We start from the raw sequence: 20992 nt of genomic DNA, 5'->3' as shown, positions 1-20992 counted from the left end.
CACTTTCTTTTCTAAAACAGTCTATATTTTTCTCTAAACTGTATTATATTTTTGAAAAAATTATACCCTTTTTTCTTTTTTTCAGAAAAAAGGGTATAATAAAAGAAAATAAGCAGTAAAAGGAGCTATGCATGTTGATTTTTCCTTTGTTAAATGATTTGTCAAGAAAAATCATCCATATTGACATGGATGCCTTTTTTGCTGCGGTAGAAATCAGGGATAATCCTAAACTCAGAGGAAAACCTGTCATTATCGGAAGTGACCCTCGGCAAACAGGTGGGCGGGGAGTCGTTTCTACCTGTAGCTATGAGGCGCGAGCTTTTGGTGTCCATTCTGCTATGAGTTCCAAGGAAGCCTATGAGCGTTGTCCCCAGGCCGTCTTCATCTCAGGGAATTATGAGAAATATAAGTCTGTGGGCCTCCAGATTCGAGCTATTTTTAAGCGCTATACAGATTTGATTGAACCCATGAGCATTGACGAAGCCTATTTGGATGTAACAGAAAATAAACTCGGGATTAAGTCAGCGGTCAAAATCGCTCGCCTCATTCAAGAGGATATCTGGCAAGAACTTCATCTAACTGCTTCTGCCGGTGTTTCCTACAACAAATTCTTAGCTAAAATGGCGAGCGATTATCAAAAACCACATGGTCTGACAGTGATTCTACCTGACCAGGCTGAGGATTTTCTCAAACAAATGGATATTTCCAAGTTTCATGGAGTAGGAAAAAAGACAGTAGAACGTCTGCATCAAATGGGGGTTTTTACTGGCGCTGACCTACTTGAAGTTCCTGAAGTGACTCTAATAGACCGTTTTGGCAGACTGGGCTATGACCTTTATCGAAAGGCTCGTGGCATTCACAACTCCCCCGTCAAATCCAATCGCATCCGTAAATCAATCGGCAAAGAGAAAACCTATGGAAAGATTCTCCGTGCCGAGGAAGACATCAAAAAAGAGCTGACTCTCCTATCAGAACGAGTCGCTCTCAATCTCAATCAACAAGAGAAAACTGGAAAAATTGTCATTCTGAAAATCCGCTACGAGGACTTTTCAACTCTTACTAAACGAAAAAGTCTTTCTCAAAAAACACAGGATGCTAGTCAGATAGGCCAAATAGCCCTGCAACTCTATGAAGAATTAAGCGAGAAAGAAAGAGGTGTCCGCCTATTGGGGATTACCGTGACTGGATTTTAATACTCTTCGAAAATCTCTTCAAACCACGTCAGCGTCACCTTACCGTACTCAAGTACAGCCTGCGGCTAGCTTCCTAGTTTGCTCTTTGATTTTCATTGAGTATAAAACCTTGAAGAGTTGCCCCTTCAAGGTTTTTCTTATACAAATAAACGAACAAAGCTATAAAGTAGCAAGACACCACCAAGCACGATACGGTATTTACCAAAAAGAGTAAAGTCGTGTTTTTTCACATAGCTTGTCAAGAAACGAATAGCGACCATGCTGACTGCAAAGGCTACTCCCATCGCAACCAAGAGCAAGAACAATTGCCCAAAGCTCAAGAGCTGTCCTGCTTTCACAAATTTGAAAATCTTTAAGGCACTAGCTCCAAACATAACAGGAATTCCAAGATAGAAGGTAAATTCTGTCACAACAGAACGACTGGTTCCATTCAATAAACCACCGACGATTGTGGCTCCAGAACGGCTAGTTCCTGGTAAAAGGGCAAGAACTTGGAAGAGTCCGATATAGAAAGCTGTCGTATAAGGAAGCTTGTCCAACTCTGTTACACTTGGCTCGATAGCACGCGCTTTATTGCGCTTTTCCAAATAGATAAAGGCAATCCCATAAATAATCAACATGAGAGCAACTGAAACCATATTATGGAAGTGGGTATCAAACCAATCATCAAACTTAAAGACGGCAAGTAAAGGCAAAGTTGCAACCAAGACCTTCAACCACAGTCTCCAAGTCTTACGAATTTCCTGCTTGTCCTTAGTCGGTTTGAAAGGATTGAGCTTGTTAAAGTAAATCACCATAACCGCTAAAATCGCTCCAAGCTGAATTACAACATTAAACATGGACATAAAGGCTTCATTTTGATTTTGGTATTGGATAAATTCCTCTGCTAAAATCAAGTGACCTGTACTGGAAATCGGCAACCATTCCGTAATTCCTTCGACAATACCAAAGAAGATAGATTTTAAAATTTCAATAAGATACATAGATTACTCCTTTTTTCTATCTTCCATTATAGCATACTTTTTCAGTCTATGGCAGTTCTCTTTAAAAGGCTCCGATACTGCCGCCACCTCCGCCTCCAGAGAAGCCACCTCCAGAACTTCCACTTCCAGAAGATACGGAGTAGGTGCTTGCTGTATTTGCGACACTGGCATAATGGCTCATTTGCGCGCTTGAATGATAAAACATACTGTGCCAGCCATAAGCTACATAGAGGTTGATATCTGGATTTTCCACTTGAATCTGATAAACCTTCATCAAATGACTGACCTTGTCCGCATAGCCAAATAAGGTCGCATAGACCAAGAGGCGATTCCAGACCACAATACTTTCCAATTCAGCCTGATCCAATCGTGCAATCTCACGCAACATATTTTCAAAACTGGTCCAGAGATAGTAGATTTCTGCTCCTGCTTCATTTAGGACACCATCACGATTATCTAGTCGAAGCTTCCAATAATAGAAAACAGCCAAAACCAAACCTAGAAAACCAAGTATTGGCAAGAGGAGGTAAAGATAGCCATAAACATCCAAACTGTACAAGAACAAACCAAATCCGATAAATAGGGGCAGGATAGTCAAGGACCCCATACCCACTTGCAAGGCTTTTTCCCCACTAGTTAAAGGACGATAGTAATCCGGAAGCCCCCAGAAGGTAACCCGATTTCTCACTCCTTCTTGCATCTGGTTCAATACTTCTTCAAAAGAAGATTTGAGCTGACGCCCCTTTGCTTGAATCCGTTTTTCATCAGAGACTTTTGCTCTACGATAAAGACTATCAGATACCTTGTAATCCGCAAACAAATTGGAAAGAGTTTCTTCTTTTTTGCCTGAAAAAGCCAGATTTAGACAGTCTTTCTCAAAACTGGACAAACCATCTTCTTTTACTAGCCTCAAACCAACTGCATCTCCTTCTGAAATAATAGAGACATTCCCACGATCTATCACATCTAGCAAGGTAGCTTGAATAAGTTGGTCAAAGGTGAATTTACCTGCTCCTTTTGTTAGAGGACTCACTTCCTCTAAAGAGGTCGAGTAGACAGCCTCTGATAAAACCATAGGCTCTAATTCCATTGGTGGTTCATAGAGACGATGATTTTTGGCATATTTGACTGAAGGAGTGGTCTTTCTTCTATAGATAAAATAAAAGCAGACACTCAATAACAAGGAAATGGAAAGTAGCAAAGGAAATACCCAAGTAACGAGTTGTTTACTCTGATCTTTTTCTCTAACAATCGAGTCTTCTATCTTATTAAACTCTTCTAAACGATTCCCTTTCAATCCCTGATCCCTAGCGCTAGCAAAATCGGTCCGAGGCCAGTAGGCATGCAATTCAACTCCACGCTTAGCCGGAAGATCGTCCAAACGAATAGTATAATCAAGGCTACTCTTTTCAACCGTTCCCTCTCTAAAGAGTTTCCCTGTGTGGAAAAAGAGTTTTTCAGCCCCCTTGTCTCCCCTTACATGAAATTCAAACTTTCCAATAGTCCCTGAACTATCTGTCAGAGGCTGCCAATTTAATTCAGCGATATCATCATAAAGGAAAAGCAAATTCTTTAAGTTCCAGATAAGGTCAACTTCAACTGTATCGCCATCTTGACCTGGATTATAAACTTTAACAGTATAACCATCTGCTCCTTCTGTCACTTCGCTCGTAACATCTGTCAGTTCAGCACCATTTTTCGAGACCTGAACCTTTGGATGGGAATCAATGTCAAATCCGCTAGGCATCTTGCCAGCACGTCCAAGTCCCACGATTTGGCCCTTAAAGTCCTCCTCAAACTGGTAAACTATCTTCTGTCTAAATTCTGCTGTATTGTCTGCATGAATATACAAATCCCCTTGATAAGAGTTTATCTTGAAATCAATGGCAAAAACAGAGAATGGCAGAAGGAAAAACAAGCCTAAAACAAATAAGAAAAAAGTTTTTTTCATCAACTAAGCCCCCTTTTTATCTTTGCTATCATTATATCATTTTTTCATAAGTAAGGGCTTACCTATATTGAAAAATAGAGTTTTTTTCGATAAAATAGGAGACAGTTATTTTTTAATAGATTAGAAATAGGAGAAATCATGAGAAAAATATACTTATCTATTTTCACAAGTCTCTTGCTGATGCTGGGATTTGTTAATGTTGCCCAAGCCGATGAATATTTACGCATCGGAATGGAAGCAGCATATGCTCCCTTTAACTGGACCCAGGACGATGATAGCAATGGAGCTGTCAAAATCGATGGAACTAACCAGTATGCCAATGGATACGATGTCCAAATTGCCAAGAAAATCGCTAAGGACTTAGGTAAAGAACCTTTGGTTGTTAAAACCAAGTGGGAAGGTCTAGTCCCTGCCCTTACTTCTGGTAAGATTGACATGATTATTGCAGGTATGAGTCCTACTGCAGAACGCAAACAAGAAATTGCCTTTTCAAGCAGTTACTACACTAGCGAACCAGTTCTACTAGTCAAAAAAGATTCTGCCTACGCAAATGCTAAATCTTTAGATGACTTTAATGGTGCGAAAATCACTTCTCAACAAGGTGTCTACCTCTACGACTTGATTGCACAAATCCCAGGTGCTAAAAAAGAAACAGCCATGGGAGACTTCGCTCAAATGCGCCAAGCTCTTGAGGCTGGTGTCATCGATGCCTATGTTTCTGAACGCCCAGAAGCTCTGACTGCTGAAGCTGCTAACTCTAAGTTCAAGATGGTCCAAGTGGAACCAGGTTTCAAAACTGGGGAAGAAGATACAGCTATCGCCATTGGACTTCGTAAAGATGACAATCGTATTAGCCAAATCAATGCCAGCATTGAAACCATTTCAAAAGATGACCAAGTTGCCTTGATGGATCGTATGATCAAGGAACAACCTGCCGAATCTACAACAACTGAAGAGACTAGCAGTAATTTCTTCAGCCAAGTCGCTAAAATTCTTTCTGAAAACTGGCAACAACTCTTGCGTGGTGCTGGTATCACTCTTTTAATCTCTATCGTCGGAACCATCACAGGTCTCATTATCGGTCTTGCCATTGGTGTCTTCCGTACTGCTCCTCTCTCTGAAAACAAAGCCATTTATGGCCTACAAAAACTAGTCAGCTGGATCCTCAATGTCTACATTGAAATTTTCCGTGGTACTCCAATGATCGTTCAATCAATGGTTATCTACTATGGAACTGCCCAAGCTTTCGGTATCAACCTTGACCGTACACTGGCCGCTATCTTCATCGTTTCAATTAACACTGGTGCCTACATGACTGAAATCGTCCGTGGTGGTATCCTAGCGGTTGACAAGGGACAATTTGAAGCCGCTACTGCTCTTGGTATGACTCATAACCAAACCATGCGTAAGATTGTCCTACCTCAGGTAGTCCGTAACATCCTACCCGCAACTGGTAATGAGTTTATCATCAATATCAAAGATACATCTGTATTGAACGTTATCTCTGTTGTCGAACTTTATTTCTCAGGAAATACCGTGGCAACACAAACCTATCAATACTTCCAGACATTTACAATCATCGCCGTGATTTACTTTGTCCTCACCTTCACCGTAACACGTATCCTACGCTTCATCGAGCGCCGAATGGACATGGATACCTATACTACAGGTGCTAACCAAATGCAAACGGAGGATTTGAAATAATGACCCAAGCAATCCTTGAAATTAAACACCTCAAAAAATCCTACGGACAAAACGAAGTGCTAAAAGACATTTCTCTCACTGTCCACAAGGGAGAGGTCATCTCTATCATCGGAAGCTCTGGAAGCGGAAAATCAACCTTCCTACGCTCCATTAACCTACTTGAAACACCAACTGATGGACAAATCCTTTATCATGGACAAAACGTCCTCGAAAAAGGCTATGACCTCACGCAATACCGTGAAAAGTTGGGAATGGTTTTCCAATCCTTTAACCTCTTTGAAAATCTCAACGTTCTTGAAAACACAATCGTCGCTCAGACAACAGTCCTTAAACGTGAACGCACAGAAGCTGAAAAGATTGCCAAAGAAAACCTTGAAAAAGTCGGCATGGGGGAACGCTACTGGCAAGCCAAGCCAAAACAACTCTCAGGTGGTCAAAAACAACGTGTGGCTATCGCTCGTGCCCTCTCCATGAATCCAGACGCTATTCTCTTTGATGAACCAACATCAGCTCTCGATCCAGAAATGGTTGGAGAAGTCCTTAAAATCATGCAGGAACTGGCCCAAGAAGGCTTGACTATGATTGTAGTGACTCACGAGATGGAATTCGCTCGCGATGTCTCTCACCGTGTTATCTTTATGGATAAGGGTGTTATTGCTGAAGAAGGTAAACCAGAAGACCTCTTCACCAATCCTAAAGAAGACCGAACAAAAGAATTCCTTCAACGTTATCTCAAATAAAAAGAAAAGGCTGCATCAACCGTGCAGTCTTTTTGCTGGCCAAAAAATGAAAAGGCAGACCCAATTCAAGAATCCGCCATTATCCAAAGATTAATCTTCAAATTTTTCATGATTTTTTTCATAGAAATCAATTAAACCTAGAGCTGTTTCAAATGAAATATTTTTTACTTTTGCACGACCCTGCGCTAGAGCAATGATAGACATTTCACGCGCATTCGTTTCTTTAGAGATACGGTAGCCTGTGATTTTCTTATCACGAACCCAGCCAACAACTGATTCTACTTTTTCAAAGTTTGACTTAGCCATGTCCTTCTCCTATTTTCTTCTTTACGATATATTATTCTATACGTTTTTATGTCTTTTGTCAATAAAAAAACATATATTCAATAAAATAAAAGATTTTTATTTTTCTTACTTCTTTTTTAAAGCCGATAATATATAGGTTTTTACTTGCTATAAACCATTAGCAAGCACCTAAAAAATAATTGAATTATTAAACTTTAAATTCGCAAAAATATTCACCGAGAAAAAATACCAGTTTCTCAATAAGATAAACAGGAGTCATATCTATATCTTCATTTTAATCTATAAGTTTGTCAAAGAGAATCTTCCTTTTCGGACTATCTCATATCTATTTTATCCTTTCTATTTCCTTTGTTTCCCTTCCTATTATAACTTTTTTAACCGGTACAATTGACTTATCTCATCAAATTTTGCATATTCTTATAACACACCGCTATTACAATCAGCATTTAGAATAGAACTTCCTAGTATTCCAAATGTTCTACTCGCCTCATATTACTGCTATCATATACTATATTCAATCAACTCACCAAATCTACTTTATAAGCATTGATTATTTTTTCTAATTCCTATTATATTTAATCAAACTTAAAATTAGATATATATAAAATATGGTATTCTAAAAAATAACCCTATATATAACAAGTCATTCTTCTTTATTATCATAAGCTGAAATAAAAAATAATAGGTGCTATAGTGAGTTGTAGTAGAAATAGCACGATAGATTTCCTAAATCCATAGGAATCGCCCCCTTTCTTCACCCTCATTATAACACCTATACATCGATTGTGCAAATAATATGATATTTTTTTATTAGTCCTCAGACAAGCATATTATAGAGCGTTTCATTACCATTTAAGTTAATATAAGCTGGATCAAAACCTTCCATTCTACGGATTAAACCTGCATAATCATGCTTATCTGCTAAGGCAATCCCAATCAATACAGGCCCTGTACCCTTGCTAGCTCGTTTGATATACTCAAAACGTGTGATATCATCATTCGGCCCCAAGATATCATTTACAAACTCACGCAAAGCTCCTGGACGCTGTGGAAAATTGACCACAAAGTAATGCTTGATGCCATCATAAATCAAGGCACGCTCTTCCATTTCTGGCATACGGTTGATATCATTATTTCCTCCAGAAATGATACAACAAATGGTTTTCCCCTTGATATATTCAGCTAAAACCTCTAAAGAGGCGATACTAGCCGCTCCAGCAGGTTCTGCGACAATCCCTTGCTTAGAGTAGAGGTCAATCAAGGTTTCAGAAATCAGACCCTCGTCAACACCTACCAAGGTTTGAACATGTTGACGAGTTGCCTCATAGGTCAACTGACCTACCTTTTGCACAGCAATCCCATCCGCAAATTTATCAATTTCTTTGAGTTTAACAGGCCCACCAGCTTCAAAGGCAGCCTTCATGGAACGTGCCCCATTAGCCTCTACTCCTATGACTTCAATCTCTGGATTTGTTTCTTTGATATAGGTAGAAACCCCAGCAATCAGACCGCCACCTCCAACAGGAACCAAGACAGCATCAAAATCAATCGATTCTTTTCGAGCTTCTTCTAAAATCTCATAAGCAACGGTCCCTTGACCAGCTTGAACATGTGCATCATCAAAAGGATCAATAAAGGTACGATTTTCAGAGACTGTAAATTCTTGAGCTGCTTTAGCTGAGGCATCAAAGGTATCTCCAACTAGTTTAATGGTTACGAAGTCCCCACCAAAAAAGCGAACTTGACCAATCTTTTGTTGCGGCGTAGTAATGGGCATAAAGATAGTAGCAGGAATTTTCATCTCATTACAAGTATAGGCAACTCCCTGCGCATGATTTCCTGCAGAAGCACAGACTACCCCACGTTCACGCTCTTCCTTGCTGAGCTGGGAAATGGCATAATAAGCACCACGGATCTTAAAAGAACGAACACGCTGGGCATTTTCTTTTTTCAAATAAATCTTAGCACCATACTTCTCCGATAAATAATGGTCGTAATCCAGTGGGGTATTCACAACCACACCGTTCAAGACTTTATGAGCCTTGATGATATCTTTTGAACTTAACATCATTTTCTCCTAGACTATTTCATACTATCACAATCCATCCTCTTAAAAGAGAGATGAATTGATTATAAAAGCGAGTTAGTCCCCCAACTCGCCTTCACCTTAATTTCTATAAATTAGTTATAGATTTTGAATGCATCATCGTCGTTTTTACCAACGAAAGGCATTGCCTTACGCAATTCTGCACCAACTTTTTCAATTTCAAGGTTAGCTGCTTGTTCACGGTAAGCAGTCAATTTTGGACGTCCAGCTTTGTAGTCATTTACGAAGTCATTTGCAAATTTACCATTTTGGATGTCTGCCAAGACAGCTTTCATGTTTTCTTTAACTTGTTCAGTAATCACACGTGGACCTGATACATAGTCACCGTACTCAGCAGTGTTTGAAATAGATTGACGCATTTTCTTGAATCCACCTTCGTAGATCAAGTCAACGATCAATTTCATTTCGTGAAGAACTTCAAAGTAAGCCAATTCTGGAGCATATCCTGCTTCTGTCAAGACTTCGAAACCTGCTTCGATAAGGGCAGTCAAACCACCACAAAGTACAGCCTGTTCACCAAACAAATCTTCTTCAGTTTCTTCTTTGTATGTTGTTTCAAGAAGACCTACACGGGCAGCTCCAACACCTTTACACCAGTCCATAGCAATGTTTTTCGCATTTCCTGTTGCATCTTGGTATACTGCGTAAAGAGCTGGAACACCAAATCCTTCTTCATAAGTACGACGTACCAAGTGTCCTGGTCCTTTAGGTGCACACATGAAAACATCTACATCCGCAGGAACTTTGATAAACTCAAAGTGGATATTGAAACCATGAGCAAATCCAACTGCGTTTCCAGCTTCCAAGTTTGGAGCGATTTCTGCTTCGTACAATTCTTGTTGGATTTCGTCTGGTGCCAAAATCATGATAACGTCAGCCAATTTAGTTGCTTCTGCTACTGTGTAAGTGTCAAATCCATCTTCTTTTGCTTTGTCAAAAGATTTACCTGGACGTACACCGATGATGACATCGCGACCTGAATCACGCAAGTTTTGAGCATGCGCATGTCCTTGCGAACCATAACCAATAACGGCGATTTTTTTACCGTCAAGTGCTGCTACTTTAACATCTTTTTCGTATTCCATTTGAACTGCCATAGTTTTTTCTCTCTTTTCTATTATTTATTACCTTTTAGGCTGGTTTAACAAATTTAAGTTTTTTTATACTCAATGAAAATCAAAGAGCAAACTAGGAAGCTAGCCGCAGGCTGTACTTGAGTACGGCAAGGGGCAGCTGACGTGGTTTGAATTTGATTTTCGAAGAGTATTAGTCGCGGGTAAATCCAGTTGCACCCGTTCGAGCAATATTACGAATACCATATGGTCGAATAACTCTCAATAGAGCTTCACTCTTTTCAGCATTTCCTGTCATCTGAATGGTAATCGAACTTGGTGCTACGTCTACAACTGTTGCACGGAAAGGTTGAATAATAGCTAGAATCTCAGCTCGCTTCTCAGCTGGCGCTGACATCTTAACCAAAATCACCTCGCGCTCCAAATGAGGCTTGTCTGTAATATCTCGAATGCGAATCACATCAATCTGACGATTGAGTTGCTTGATGATTTGCTCCACTTCATCATGTGAAGCTACATCAATAATAATGGTGATGCGTGATACATTCGGATCTTCTGTTGCTCCAACAGAGATGCTTTCAATATTAACCTGACGACGAGACAGAACGCCAGTAAAGCGATTGAGGACTCCTGAACGATTTTGTAGTTTTGCTGTTAACATTCTACGCATGGAACTTCACCCCCAACATCTCATGATTACTCTTACCAGCTGGTACCATTGGTAACACCTGTTCCTTACGAGAAATATCTACCTCGATTAGCATAGGTACATCCTCCGTAATGACTTCAAGGTCTTGATCCAAGGTCTCAGGATTGTCAAATTTATAGTTTTTAATACCGTAAGCTTGTGCCATCAATTGGAAATCAGGAAGGGTATCAAAGACTGACTCAGACGTTCTACCTTCATAGAAGGATTCCTGCCATTGGCGAACCATTCCAAGTGAGTGGTTGTTCAGCATAACCACCTTGATTGGCACCTTGTAAATGTTCAAAATAGCCAATTCCTGGTTAGTCATTTGGAAACCACCATCTCCAACAAACAAGACAACTTCCTTATCTGGGTTAGCAATTTTAGCTCCAATTGCTGCTGGAATTCCAAATCCCATTGTTCCCAAACCACCTGAAGTCACTAACTGACGTTCATTTTGGTAGGGATAATACTGGGCTGTCCACATTTGGTGTTGACCAACATCTGTTACCACAATGGCATCTCCATTCGTCAATTCACCAATTCGTTCAATAACAGCTTGCGGTTGAACCACACGTTCTTTCTTATCATAAGAACGAACGCGGTTCTTGTCTTTAGTAACTTTCTCAATCCATTTCTCAGTATTGTTATGAACTGTTGGTTCAGCAAGCAACATTTGCAAGGCTTTCTTAGCATCTCCAACCACAGGAATATCTGCACTGATAATCTTGCCAATCTCGGCTGGGTCAATATCAATATGAGCAACCTTAGCATTCTTAGCAAAAGTCTTAGGATTACCCGTCAAGCGGTCATCAAAACGGCAACCAATACTAATCATAAAGTCAGCTTCTGTCATGGCAATATTAGCTGCGAATGACCCGTGCATGCCTCCCATTCCAAGGAAGAGTGGGTGACTCGTTGCAATCGTTCCTTGTCCCAAAAGACTGGTTACCACTGGAATTTGATAACGTTCTGCAAATTCATTTAATTCTGCAGCTGCTTCAGCATAACTAATCCCACCACCAGCTAGCAAGACTGGCTTTTTAGCCTTGGATAATTGCTTCAAGATTTTCTTGATTTGCATATCATTTGGCTCAAGAGTCGGTTGATAGCTTGGTAGGTTCACTTCTGGTGAATAGATGAAGTCCGTTTCTAAAGCAGATACATCTTTAGGTAGGTCAATGACGACTGGCCCTGGTCGACCTGTAGTTGCGATATGAACAGCTTCCGTAATGATACGAGGAATATCAGCTGTCTCACGAACTTGGTAATTGTACTTAGTGATTGGCATGGTAATTCCCACAATGTCTGCCTCCTGAAAGGCATCCTTCCCAATCCCAGCTCGCGCCACCTGACCTGTAAAGACCAAAAGGGGAACGCTATCGCTCATGGCATCTGCAATCCCTGTAATGGCATTTGTTGCTCCCGGTCCGCTAGTGACGACGGCAACACCCAACTTTCCAGTTGATTTGGCATATCCTTCAGCTTCATGCAAACAACCTTGCTCATGGCGTCCTAGAATGTGGCGAATTCCTTTAAAATTATATATCGCATCATAAAAAGGCAAGACTGCACCACCAGGATAACCAAAGATGGTATCAATTCCTAAATCACGAAGTGTTTCCAAAACTAGGTCCGACCCCGTCTTAGGAGATTCTAAACTGATTTTCTCCATTGTTCCCCTTTCTTTCCTCTTAAAAATAACTTGTTACTATCATACCATTTTTTCAAGATTTTTCAAGAGAAAAGAAGAAATTTTCTGAATTTTCTATTTTAACGTTTATTTATGAATGTTATTTTTGTTTTTATTAAAAAAGATACCGATTTCATTTACTATCAAATAAAAAAGAACTGATTTCTCAGTCCTTCATTAATCTTATTCCACACTAAATAGGTATGGGTAAACTGGTTGTTGACCTTGGTGAATCTCAACTTCAACGTCTTCGAATTCTTCTGCGATTTCTTGAGCAATTTCATTGGCAAGTTCTTCGCTCCCGTCTTCACCGACATAGAAGGTTACGATTTCACTATCTTCATCCAACATATGTTTCAAGGTTTCTGTCAAGGTTTGGTGCATATCAGGGTTTGACACGAGGATTTTCCCATCCACCATACCAAGATTATCATTTTCATGGATTTCTAAACCATCAATGGTTGTATCACGAACGGCTGTTGTGACGCTTCCGCTAACGACATCGCTAAGAGCAGCAGTCATACGCTCTTGGTTTTCTTCGATAGACTTGCTTGGATCAAAGGCAAGAAGACTTGTCAAACCTTGAGGAAGAGTACGAGCCTCTACCACTACTGCTGGTTGCTCCAAAACTTCTGCTGCAGATTGAGCTGCCATGAAGATGTTCTTGTTGTTTGGCAAGAAGATGATGTTACGAGCGTTGACCTGTTCAACAGCCTTGATAAAGTCTTCTGTTGAAGGGTTCATAGTTTGACCGCCTTCGATAACATAATCCACACCTTGAGAACGGAAGATATCTGCTAGACCTTTACCAGCCACCACAGCAATCAAAGCATATTCTTTTTCTTCAGCAGGCTTGCTAACTTGAGCAGCTTCTTTCTCAACCTGTGCTTCGTGTTGGTTACGCATGTTGTCAACTTTTACCTTGACCAAGCTACCATATTTGAGACCTTCTTGCATAACAAGTCCTGGATCTTCTGTATGGACATGGACTTTGACAATTTCATCATCGTTAACAACGAGGAGAGAATCTCCAAGTTCATTCAAGTAGTTACGGAATTCGTCGTAGTCAAAATCTTTAGCATAGGTTGGACCTTGTTTAAGGGCTACCATGATTTCAGTACAGTAACCAAACGTAATGTCCTCAGTCGCTACGTGACCAGCTACAGACTTATGATGCTCCGCATTGATCATTTCACTCATGTTGGCAGGAGTCGCTACAAAGTCCTCAGATGCAATATATTCACCAGTAAGGGCTGAAAGGAACCCTTCGTAGATGAAGACCAGTCCTTGACCACCTGAGTCCACAACTCCAACTTCCTTCAAGACTGGAAGCATATCTGGCGTTTTAGCTAGAGCGGTTTTAGCACCTTCCAAGGCTGCACGCATTACTTCAACAGCATCATCTGTTTGCTCAGCCTTTTTCTTAGCACCGATAGCAGCTCCACGCGAAACTGTCAAAATCGTTCCTTCAACAGGTTTCATCACTGCCTTATAGGCAACTTCCACACCTGATTGGAAGGCAAGGGCCAAGTCTTGACCTGTTAACTCGTCTTTATCCTTGATGGCTTGTGAAAATCCACGGAAAAGCTGAGACGTAATAACTCCTGAGTTCCCACGCGCGCCCATCAAAAGACCTTTAGCAAGAATGCTCGCTACTTCTCCAACTGTAGAAGCTGGCTTGTCGGCAACTTCTTTGGCACCATTTTCAATGGTCATTCCCATATTTGTCCCAGTATCTCCATCTGGAACTGGAAAAACGTTTAATGAATTGACATATTCAGCTTGCTTATTCAAGCGAGTTGATGCAGCCTGCACCATTTCTTGAAATAAGCTAGTAGTAATTTTTGACACGGTTATTCTCCTACAACTTTGATATTTTGAATGTAGACATTTACAGTCTGAGCAGTAATTCCAAGTTGGTTTTCCAAACTAAAACGAACACGCTCTTGAATGTTTTTTGACACTTCGCTAATCTTTGTTCCGTAGCTCAACACGGTATATACATCAACTGCAATACTGCCATCTTCGGTCGCTTTTACGACGACACCTTTGGAATAATTTTCCTTACCTAGAAGGGCTTGGAAATTATCTTTGAGGGCATTTTTACTAGCCATACCGACCACACCAAAAATCTCAGTTGCTGCTCCACCTACGACGGTTGCAATCACTTCATCTGTTAGTTCGATTTGACCATCTTTTGTATTAATTTTTACAGTCATCCTTTTTACCTCAACTAGTTGATACTCTATTTTATCATATTTCAGCCCAAGTGTAAAAGCAGAATACTGTCTCAGCGGATATTTACTCTATTATTCAAATGATGTTATACCCGTAATAAAAGAAAAAAGACCCTAAGGTCTCCTTTACTTTTATTATTAAACGCGTTCAACTTTACCTGATTTCAAAGCACGAGCTGAAGCCCAAACTTTTTTAGGTTTACCATCGATAAGAACAGTAACTTTTTGAAGGTTTGGTTTTACGGCACGTTTTGTTTGGTTCATCGCGTGTGAACGGTTGTTTCCTGATACAGTCTTACGACCTGTAAAGTAACATACTTTAGCCATTGTGTTTTCCTCCTATTAGATCTAATATAGCGGATGTGCTAGCACCACATACCGTACTATGTTATCACACTTTTTCCATTTTTGCAAGGGAATTGGAAGATTTTTTTATTTAACGTAAACAATTCCCAATTTCCCAAAAGCCACATCTCCACGGATAATCAAGGTTTTGCTGGTTGGGGCTAGAGAAGTATCTGACTTGGCTACACCACAGAAAGTTTCCACCTTCAAATCAACTCTCCAATGTTGGGGAACATAGATAACTGCATTGCCAAAACCAACTTCCACTTTCAGGGTTGCGCTATCTCCTAAAATCTCTGCATTGTCATAATATATCTTGGCATTGCCAAAACCAACTTCAACTTGGTCTTCTACCAATTCTTGGTCTTGCTTGTAGAAAGTCCCTGTACCAAAAGCGACTTCCTTATCTGTAAGAATGGTCTTTTCACCATCATACCACCATTTTTTTCCATTCCAAGTTCTGTTAGAATGAGTGAGTGCGCTGACACCCATTACGATTAAAATACTAGCCCAAAATAAAGACTGATTTGGAATCGGTAAAATATCATAAAAGTGGTTAGCAATCATGAGGGCTACTAGAGCTGTAAAAGAGGCTGAGGTTAAGTGGCGACGCAACAAAGCTCCGACTGATTGGTAGGCAAAAAAAGCAATACCAATCAAGGGCCAAATGTCCCCTCCCAGAGAAGGGATTCCAAAATTCCCCTGTAATAATACTAAAGCCGCCAAAATAAGCAACACAATACCAAATGCTTTCTTTTTCATGTTCTTACCTCATGTTTCTTAGATTTTCTTTTAGGAGGGATTGGTAATGTCGTGAGACATGAACCTCCTTGTGGGTCTGATAAAAGGAAATAGTGCCCGTTCCTGAAAAGGACTTGTCCACCGAGTAAACCTGACGGATATTAGCAATAGTTGACTTGGATACCCGACTAAAATAGCGAGGAAGGATAGCCTCTAACTCATAGAGTTTAAGCCGAACCTCGTAGGCATCTTTCTGGGTATGGGCATAAATCTTGCTACCTTCCGTCTCAAAGAAGAGAATTTCCGACAAGTCCAGATAATATTCACCCGTCCCCTTGTAAAAAATCAACCTAGGAGACTTGGATTCTTGCAAGAGCCGCTGTAAATCCGCAATCTCATCTGTCAAAGCCGCTGCCTTGATGACAATTTCAGTTTCCTCTAAATTGCTGTCAATTTCGATTCGTAACTTCATTCCATCTCCTTTCTGACTCTACTATATCAAAGCTAAAATAAGAAAACAAGAGCAAAAAGGCAAGTGGTTACTTTAACCCCGTAAGTGGTTCTAGGATCACCTTAACTTGCAGGTCAAAATAGAAAGAAAATCACACCCCATACAAGACCACAAATATATCCAACCAAGACATCCTTAGGATAATGGACGCCACCTAGTACTCTTACTAGGCCCAGGAAGACTGACAAGATCAACAAGATAACCCCTACAGATAGACTAGCATGTAAGCAAGCCATGGAGATAATGCTTGCTGAAAAGACATGACGACTGGGCATAGACTGACCAGGACTATCTCTGTCAAGCAAGGGTTTAATATCCCATTCCTCATAAGGCCTAGGGGCATTGATTTTCTTACGAAGAAGGGATAAAATCACAAAACCTGTAGCAGAGATAAACACATAGATCAATACCTGCTTTCCAAATCCTTCTTGGAAATAGGTAGTTACTAACAAGGTCAGATAAACTATAGGCATAACTACGGTCATGAACCGATTGAAAGTTCTTAACAGTCTCAGAAGAAAGGGCTTATTTTCAATCTTACCAGCGATGTGGTTATACCATTCTTGATAATTTTTCATATATTTTCTCATCACTTACTCAAATTTTACTTGCAGGGAAGCACTTGTCTTCTAGTATAGTGCAGAAAAAGAAGGCCGTCAAGCCTTCTTTGGGTTTATTCTTCTGCTTCGTCTTCTGTAAACTGACTGTTATAAAGGTCAGCGTAGAAGCCTCCTTGTGCCATCAGCTCATCATGATTGCCTTGCTCGATGATATTGCCATCTTTCATGACAAGAATCAGATCAGCATTTCGGATAGTAGACAAGCGGTGGGCAATGACAAAGGAAGTTCTGCCATCCATCAAACGGTCCATGGCTTTCTGAATCAATTCCTCCGTCCGTGTATCAACAGAAGAGGTCGCCTCATCCAAAATCAAGAGTGGCGCATCTTTCAGCAAAGCACGAGCAATGGTCAAGAGTTGTTTTTGTCCGACAGACAAGGTCACTGTGTCGTCCAAGACGGTATCGTAACCATCTGGTAGGGTCATGATAAAGTGGTGAATCCCTACAGCCTTGCTGGCTTCAATCACGCGCTCATCACTAATACCCTCTTGGTTATAGATAAGATTGTCGCGAATAGTACCTTCAAAGAGCCAGGTGTCCTGCAAGACCATTGAAAAGGCATCGTGTACTTCCGAACGCTTCATAGTCTTGGTATCCACGCCATCGATGCGGATACTTCCCTTATCAATCTCATAGAACTTCATCAAAAGATTGACAATGGTTGTCTTACCAGCCCCAGTCGGTCCGACAATGGCAACCTTTTGACCTGCATGAGCTGTCGCAGAAAAGTCATGGATAATGGTTCGCTCTGGTGTGTAACCAAAGGAAACTCGATCAAAGACCACTTGCCCTTTCATATCGCTCAATTGTCTTTCTTTATGAGATTCGTCTTCCATTTCCTCTTCAGCTAGGAATTCGAAGACACGCCCCATGGCTGCGCTAGCCTGCTGAAGACTAGTAATCCCTTGGGCAATTTGTGAAAGAGGCTGAGAAAAGATACGAACGTAGGCCATAAAGGCAACGATAATCCCGATACTAATCTGCCCATTCAGAGCCAAGGCTGCACCAACGATAATCACTAAAGCATAGCTAAAGTTCCCAATGAACATCATGATTGGCATCATAATCCCTGAAATAAATTGAGATTTCCAGATACTGTCATATAGACGATGGTTTAATTTCGCAAACTCTTCTTTGGTGCTTTCAATAGCATTGTAACTGGTCACCACATTATGGCCAGAGTACATTTCCTCCACATAGCCATTGACAGCCGCCAAATCCTGTTGCTGACTCTTAAAGAAGCCCTGCGATTTGCCCATAAAGACGGATACGAAAGCAAAACCAATAAGAGTTGAAACAACCGTCACCGAGGCTAAAATCCAGTTCATCCCAAACATGGTTACCAAGACTGCCACGACCAGTAAAATTGATGAAAGAACTGTTCCCAGACTTTGATTGAGGGATTGGGCTGCAGTATCAACGTCATTGGTCACACGAGACAAGGTATCCCCCTGAGAATGTCCATCAAAATACCCCAATGGAAGGCGATTAATTTTCTCTGCAATCGCTCTTCTCAAACGCTCTGAAAAACGTTGAATGGCTGTTGTAAACAGAAAGGCCTGCAAATAATTTGATAGGAGTCCAATCACATAGATGACGGCTAAAAAACCACCAATAGCTGCAACCGCAGCGACATCCACACTTGTTTCTAGCCCACTGGCAATGATATTGGTCATTTCCTTGATACGAGTCGGCCCATATACAGTAATGATATTGGATAAGATTGTTGCTAGAAAGGCGATCAGAAGGGCAAACTGGAGACCTGCAAGGTAGGGTTTACTCTGTTTCCAGAGCGACAGTTTTTTATATTCCATGTTCCAATTCCTCCTTCGATAATTGTGAATAGGCAATTTCTTGGTAAACTTCGTTGGTAGCTAGAAGTTCCTTGTGGGTGCCTTGCCCCACGACTTTTCCTTGATCCAAGACCAAAATCAAATCTGCATCCATAATCGTTGAAATACGCTGTGCGACGATAAGCTTGGTCATAGATTTTGTTTTCTCTGCTAGCTCTTGGCGTAGGACACGGTCTGTCTTGTAGTCCAAGGCTGAAAAGGAGTCATCAAAGATGAGGATTTCTGGCTTCCGAGCCAAGGCACGCGCAATGGCCAGACGCTGTCTTTGACCACCTGAGAAGTTGGTTCCTCCTTGGGCTACTTCTGACTCCAAGCCAGCTTCCTTATCCTCGATAAAGTTCTTAGACTGGGCCAATTCTAAGGCTTGCCACATAGCTTGTTCACTAAGCGGTGTTTCTTGACTCTGTCCAAAGTCTAGATTGCCCTTGACATCACCTGAAAAGAGTACAGCTTTTTGTGGTATATAACCGACCTTATTGCGCAAATCTTCCAAACCGTAGTCTTGAACATTAACTCCGTTCACTAGAATTTCTCCTGCTGATACGTCATAGAAACGTGGAATCAGATTGACCAGAGTTGATTTACCAGAACCTGTTGACCCAATAAAGGCCACTGTTTGACCAGCGTCTGCTCTAAAACTAACATTCTCAATAACCGCCTCCGAATTTGCAGCATAGCGGAAGGTCACATCCTTAAACTCGACCTGACCTTTGAGATTTTCATCAGCCAGCTGCGCTTGAGCAGGATTTTGGATAGAGGAATGCAAATCTAAAACTTGATTGATCCGCTTGGCAGAAACCATGGTTCGAGGAAGAACGATGAAGAGTGCTCCCATGAGAAGGAAGCCCATGACAACCTGCATGGCATAAGACATGAAAACAATCATGTCACTAAAGAGAGGCAGACGCACTATCGGAGCAGCGTCGTTAATCACATAGGCCCCAATCCAGTAAATCGCCACACTCAAACCACTTGAAATCCCCATCATGATAGGGTTCAAAATAGCCATAAGACGGTTGACAAACAAATTCAAGCGTGTCAATTCATCATTTGCTGCTGCAAATTTTTCATTTTGGTAATCCTCTGCATTGTAGGCACGAACAACACGAATACCTGTTAAACTTTCACGAGTAATACTGTTCAATTTATCAGTCAGACTTTGAATCAAGGACTGTTTTGGAAAGGCTAGCGTCATCAAAACAGTCGTCATCAAGACATTGACAATCACTGCCACAAGTACGGCCCAGAGCCAGTATTCTGAATGACCTAAAATCTTCCCAATAGCCCAGATAGCCATAATCGGACCACGCGTAACCACTTGCAAGCCCATGGTAATCAACATCTGAACCTGAGTAATATCATTGGTGGTACGAGTTAGGAGACTGGGAATAGAGAATTTCTTAATCTCTGTCTGTGAGTAGTCTAAAACTCGGTTAAAAATATCACTTCTCAGCCTACTAGTATAAGAGGCAGCCACTCTGGACGCAAAAAATCCAACTGCAACTGCGGACAAGAAGGTCAGAAAGGACATTCCCACCATCATACCTGCTGGCTGCCATAACTCATCCAAGTTGGTTCCCTGAGTTCCAAGCAAATCCGTGATTTTAGAGATATAAGTTGGCACTTCTATCTCTAGATAGACCGAAAAGCAAGTAAAGAGAATGGCTAGTAAAATCATCCCCCATTCTTTTCCACTAATTCGTTTGGCTAATTTCTTCATTCTCTCCTCCTATTCCCTTGATATTTTCCTGTAGTTGACCGAGAACTTTCTCAAAAATCAGTAATTCATCTTCATCAATGTCTTCCATCAACTGCTTGTCTATTCGTTCAAAAAAAGCCTTAACCTCTTGCATCTGAGAACGTGATTTATCCGTCAAACGAACAAATTTTGCCCGCTTATCGCTAGGACTCGCCTCCAATTCCACCAAACCATTTTGCACCATACGTTTGACCAGATTACTAGCAACAGACTTGGTAATATTGAGTTCCTGCTCGATATCTTTAATCAAGACCAAGTCTTGGTTTTTCTCACGATTATCCAAAAAACGCACAACCTGACCTTGAGGCCCACCCATAAATTCAATACCACAACGTTTGGCTTCCTTTTGCACCATCAGGTGAATCTGATGACCAAAACGCTTAAAGACTAACATCGGTTTATCCATACTAACTCCTTTCTAACTATCACATTTAGTTCTCCTAGGAACTAAACAAGTTTCCATGAGAACTATTTTACCATTTTGAAAA

19 protein-coding genes are annotated in these 20992 nt (G+C 40.9%); 3 read left to right on the top strand and 16 right to left on the bottom strand.

All coding sequences use genetic code 11. The features are described from left to right. Positions 1-131: 131 nt before the first annotated feature. A complete protein-coding gene (dinB, locus tag FJR73_RS02055) occupies positions 132-1193 on the top strand; it encodes a DNA polymerase IV (protein WP_140833016.1) in 1062 nt (353 codons plus the stop codon). Positions 1194-1330: 137 nt separating this feature from the next. Here the strand turns inward: dinB and FJR73_RS02050 are convergent, their stop codons facing one another. Continuing rightward, entirely contained in the window at positions 1331-2176 is an 846-nt protein-coding gene (locus FJR73_RS02050; RefSeq protein ID WP_140833014.1) for an undecaprenyl-diphosphate phosphatase, read from the bottom strand. 61 nt (positions 2177-2237) lie between these two features. Continuing rightward, positions 2238-4127 carry a DUF2207 domain-containing protein gene (locus tag FJR73_RS02045; RefSeq protein WP_140833012.1) on the bottom strand — a complete coding sequence of 630 codons (1890 nt, stop codon included), beginning with the start codon at positions 4125-4127 and terminating at the stop codon, positions 2238-2240. Positions 4128-4265: 138 nt separating this feature from the next. On the opposite strand from FJR73_RS02045, the gene FJR73_RS02040 reads away from it, so the two are divergent. After that, positions 4266-5831, top strand: coding sequence for an ABC transporter substrate-binding protein/permease (locus FJR73_RS02040; protein ID WP_140833010.1), 1566 nt, complete (start codon positions 4266-4268; stop codon positions 5829-5831). Further along, entirely contained in the window at positions 5831-6571 is a 741-nt protein-coding gene (locus tag FJR73_RS02035) for an amino acid ABC transporter ATP-binding protein (RefSeq protein ID WP_033680755.1), read from the top strand. The genes FJR73_RS02040 and FJR73_RS02035 overlap by 1 nt, the downstream gene beginning before the upstream one ends. Before the next feature lie 90 nt (positions 6572-6661). Here FJR73_RS02035 and FJR73_RS02030 read toward each other — a convergent pair whose 3' ends face one another. From FJR73_RS02030 to FJR73_RS01960, 14 genes are all read right to left on the bottom strand, one after another. Next, positions 6662-6877, bottom strand: coding sequence for a hypothetical protein (locus FJR73_RS02030; RefSeq protein ID WP_001130036.1), 216 nt, complete (start codon positions 6875-6877; stop codon positions 6662-6664). 817 nt (positions 6878-7694) lie between these two features. Beyond that, the gene (gene ilvA, locus FJR73_RS02025) at positions 7695-8945 is read right to left on the bottom strand and encodes a threonine ammonia-lyase IlvA (protein ID WP_050242204.1); all 1251 of its coding nucleotides are present in this window, start codon (positions 8943-8945) and stop codon (positions 7695-7697) included. 113 nt (positions 8946-9058) lie between these two features. After that, positions 9059-10081 carry a ketol-acid reductoisomerase gene (gene ilvC, locus FJR73_RS02020; RefSeq protein WP_000290683.1) on the bottom strand — a complete coding sequence of 341 codons (1023 nt, stop codon included), beginning with the start codon at positions 10079-10081 and terminating at the stop codon, positions 9059-9061. A gap of 169 nt (positions 10082-10250) precedes the next feature. After that, positions 10251-10727 carry an acetolactate synthase small subunit gene (gene ilvN, locus FJR73_RS02010; protein WP_001253803.1) on the bottom strand — a complete coding sequence of 159 codons (477 nt, stop codon included), beginning with the start codon at positions 10725-10727 and terminating at the stop codon, positions 10251-10253. Continuing rightward, positions 10720-12420 (bottom strand): acetolactate synthase large subunit, encoded by a 1701-nt coding sequence (locus FJR73_RS02005; protein WP_000411736.1) that lies wholly within the window; start codon positions 12418-12420, stop codon positions 10720-10722. The genes ilvN and FJR73_RS02005 overlap by 8 nt, the downstream gene beginning before the upstream one ends. 201 nt (positions 12421-12621) lie before the next feature. Next, the gene (locus FJR73_RS02000) at positions 12622-14289 is read right to left on the bottom strand and encodes a DAK2 domain-containing protein (protein WP_000036655.1); all 1668 of its coding nucleotides are present in this window, start codon (positions 14287-14289) and stop codon (positions 12622-12624) included. A 2-nt stretch (positions 14290-14291) separates the two neighbouring features. Then, on the bottom strand, positions 14292-14657 hold the full coding sequence (locus FJR73_RS01995) for an Asp23/Gls24 family envelope stress response protein (RefSeq protein WP_042901664.1): 366 nt from the start codon (positions 14655-14657) through the stop codon (positions 14292-14294). Between the two features lie 156 nt (positions 14658-14813). Next, positions 14814-15002: a 50S ribosomal protein L28 gene (gene rpmB, locus FJR73_RS01990; protein WP_001140948.1), complete on the bottom strand. Its 189-nt coding sequence runs from the start codon at positions 15000-15002 to the stop codon at positions 14814-14816. Positions 15003-15107: 105 nt separating this feature from the next. Further along, complete coding sequence (locus tag FJR73_RS01985; RefSeq protein ID WP_140833008.1) at positions 15108-15782, bottom strand: hypothetical protein; 675 nt, start codon at positions 15780-15782, stop codon at positions 15108-15110. A gap of 4 nt (positions 15783-15786) precedes the next feature. Then, entirely contained in the window at positions 15787-16233 is a 447-nt protein-coding gene (locus FJR73_RS01980) for a LytTR family DNA-binding domain-containing protein (RefSeq protein WP_000776606.1), read from the bottom strand. A gap of 113 nt (positions 16234-16346) precedes the next feature. Beyond that, positions 16347-16850 (bottom strand): phosphatase PAP2 family protein, encoded by a 504-nt coding sequence (locus FJR73_RS01975; protein WP_181146576.1) that lies wholly within the window; start codon positions 16848-16850, stop codon positions 16347-16349. A 95-nt stretch (positions 16851-16945) separates the two neighbouring features. Beyond that, complete coding sequence (locus FJR73_RS01970) at positions 16946-18706, bottom strand: ABC transporter ATP-binding protein (RefSeq protein WP_140833004.1); 1761 nt, start codon at positions 18704-18706, stop codon at positions 16946-16948. Beyond that, the gene (locus FJR73_RS01965) at positions 18696-20465 is read right to left on the bottom strand and encodes an ABC transporter ATP-binding protein (protein WP_140833002.1); all 1770 of its coding nucleotides are present in this window, start codon (positions 20463-20465) and stop codon (positions 18696-18698) included. The genes FJR73_RS01970 and FJR73_RS01965 overlap by 11 nt, the downstream gene beginning before the upstream one ends. Next, positions 20440-20910, bottom strand: a complete 471-nt coding sequence (locus tag FJR73_RS01960) for a MarR family winged helix-turn-helix transcriptional regulator (protein ID WP_140833000.1) — start codon at positions 20908-20910, stop codon at positions 20440-20442. Before FJR73_RS01960 ends, FJR73_RS01965 begins: the two co-directional genes overlap by 26 nt. Positions 20911-20992 lie beyond the last annotated feature (82 nt).

Source organism: Streptococcus sp. D2 (assembly GCF_006385825.1).
GTDB classification, from domain to species: Bacteria; Bacillota; Bacilli; order Lactobacillales; family Streptococcaceae; genus Streptococcus; species Streptococcus shenyangsis.
The sequence above is the reverse complement of the archived record's forward strand: the minus strand, read 5'-3'. Positions and strand labels throughout refer to the sequence as shown.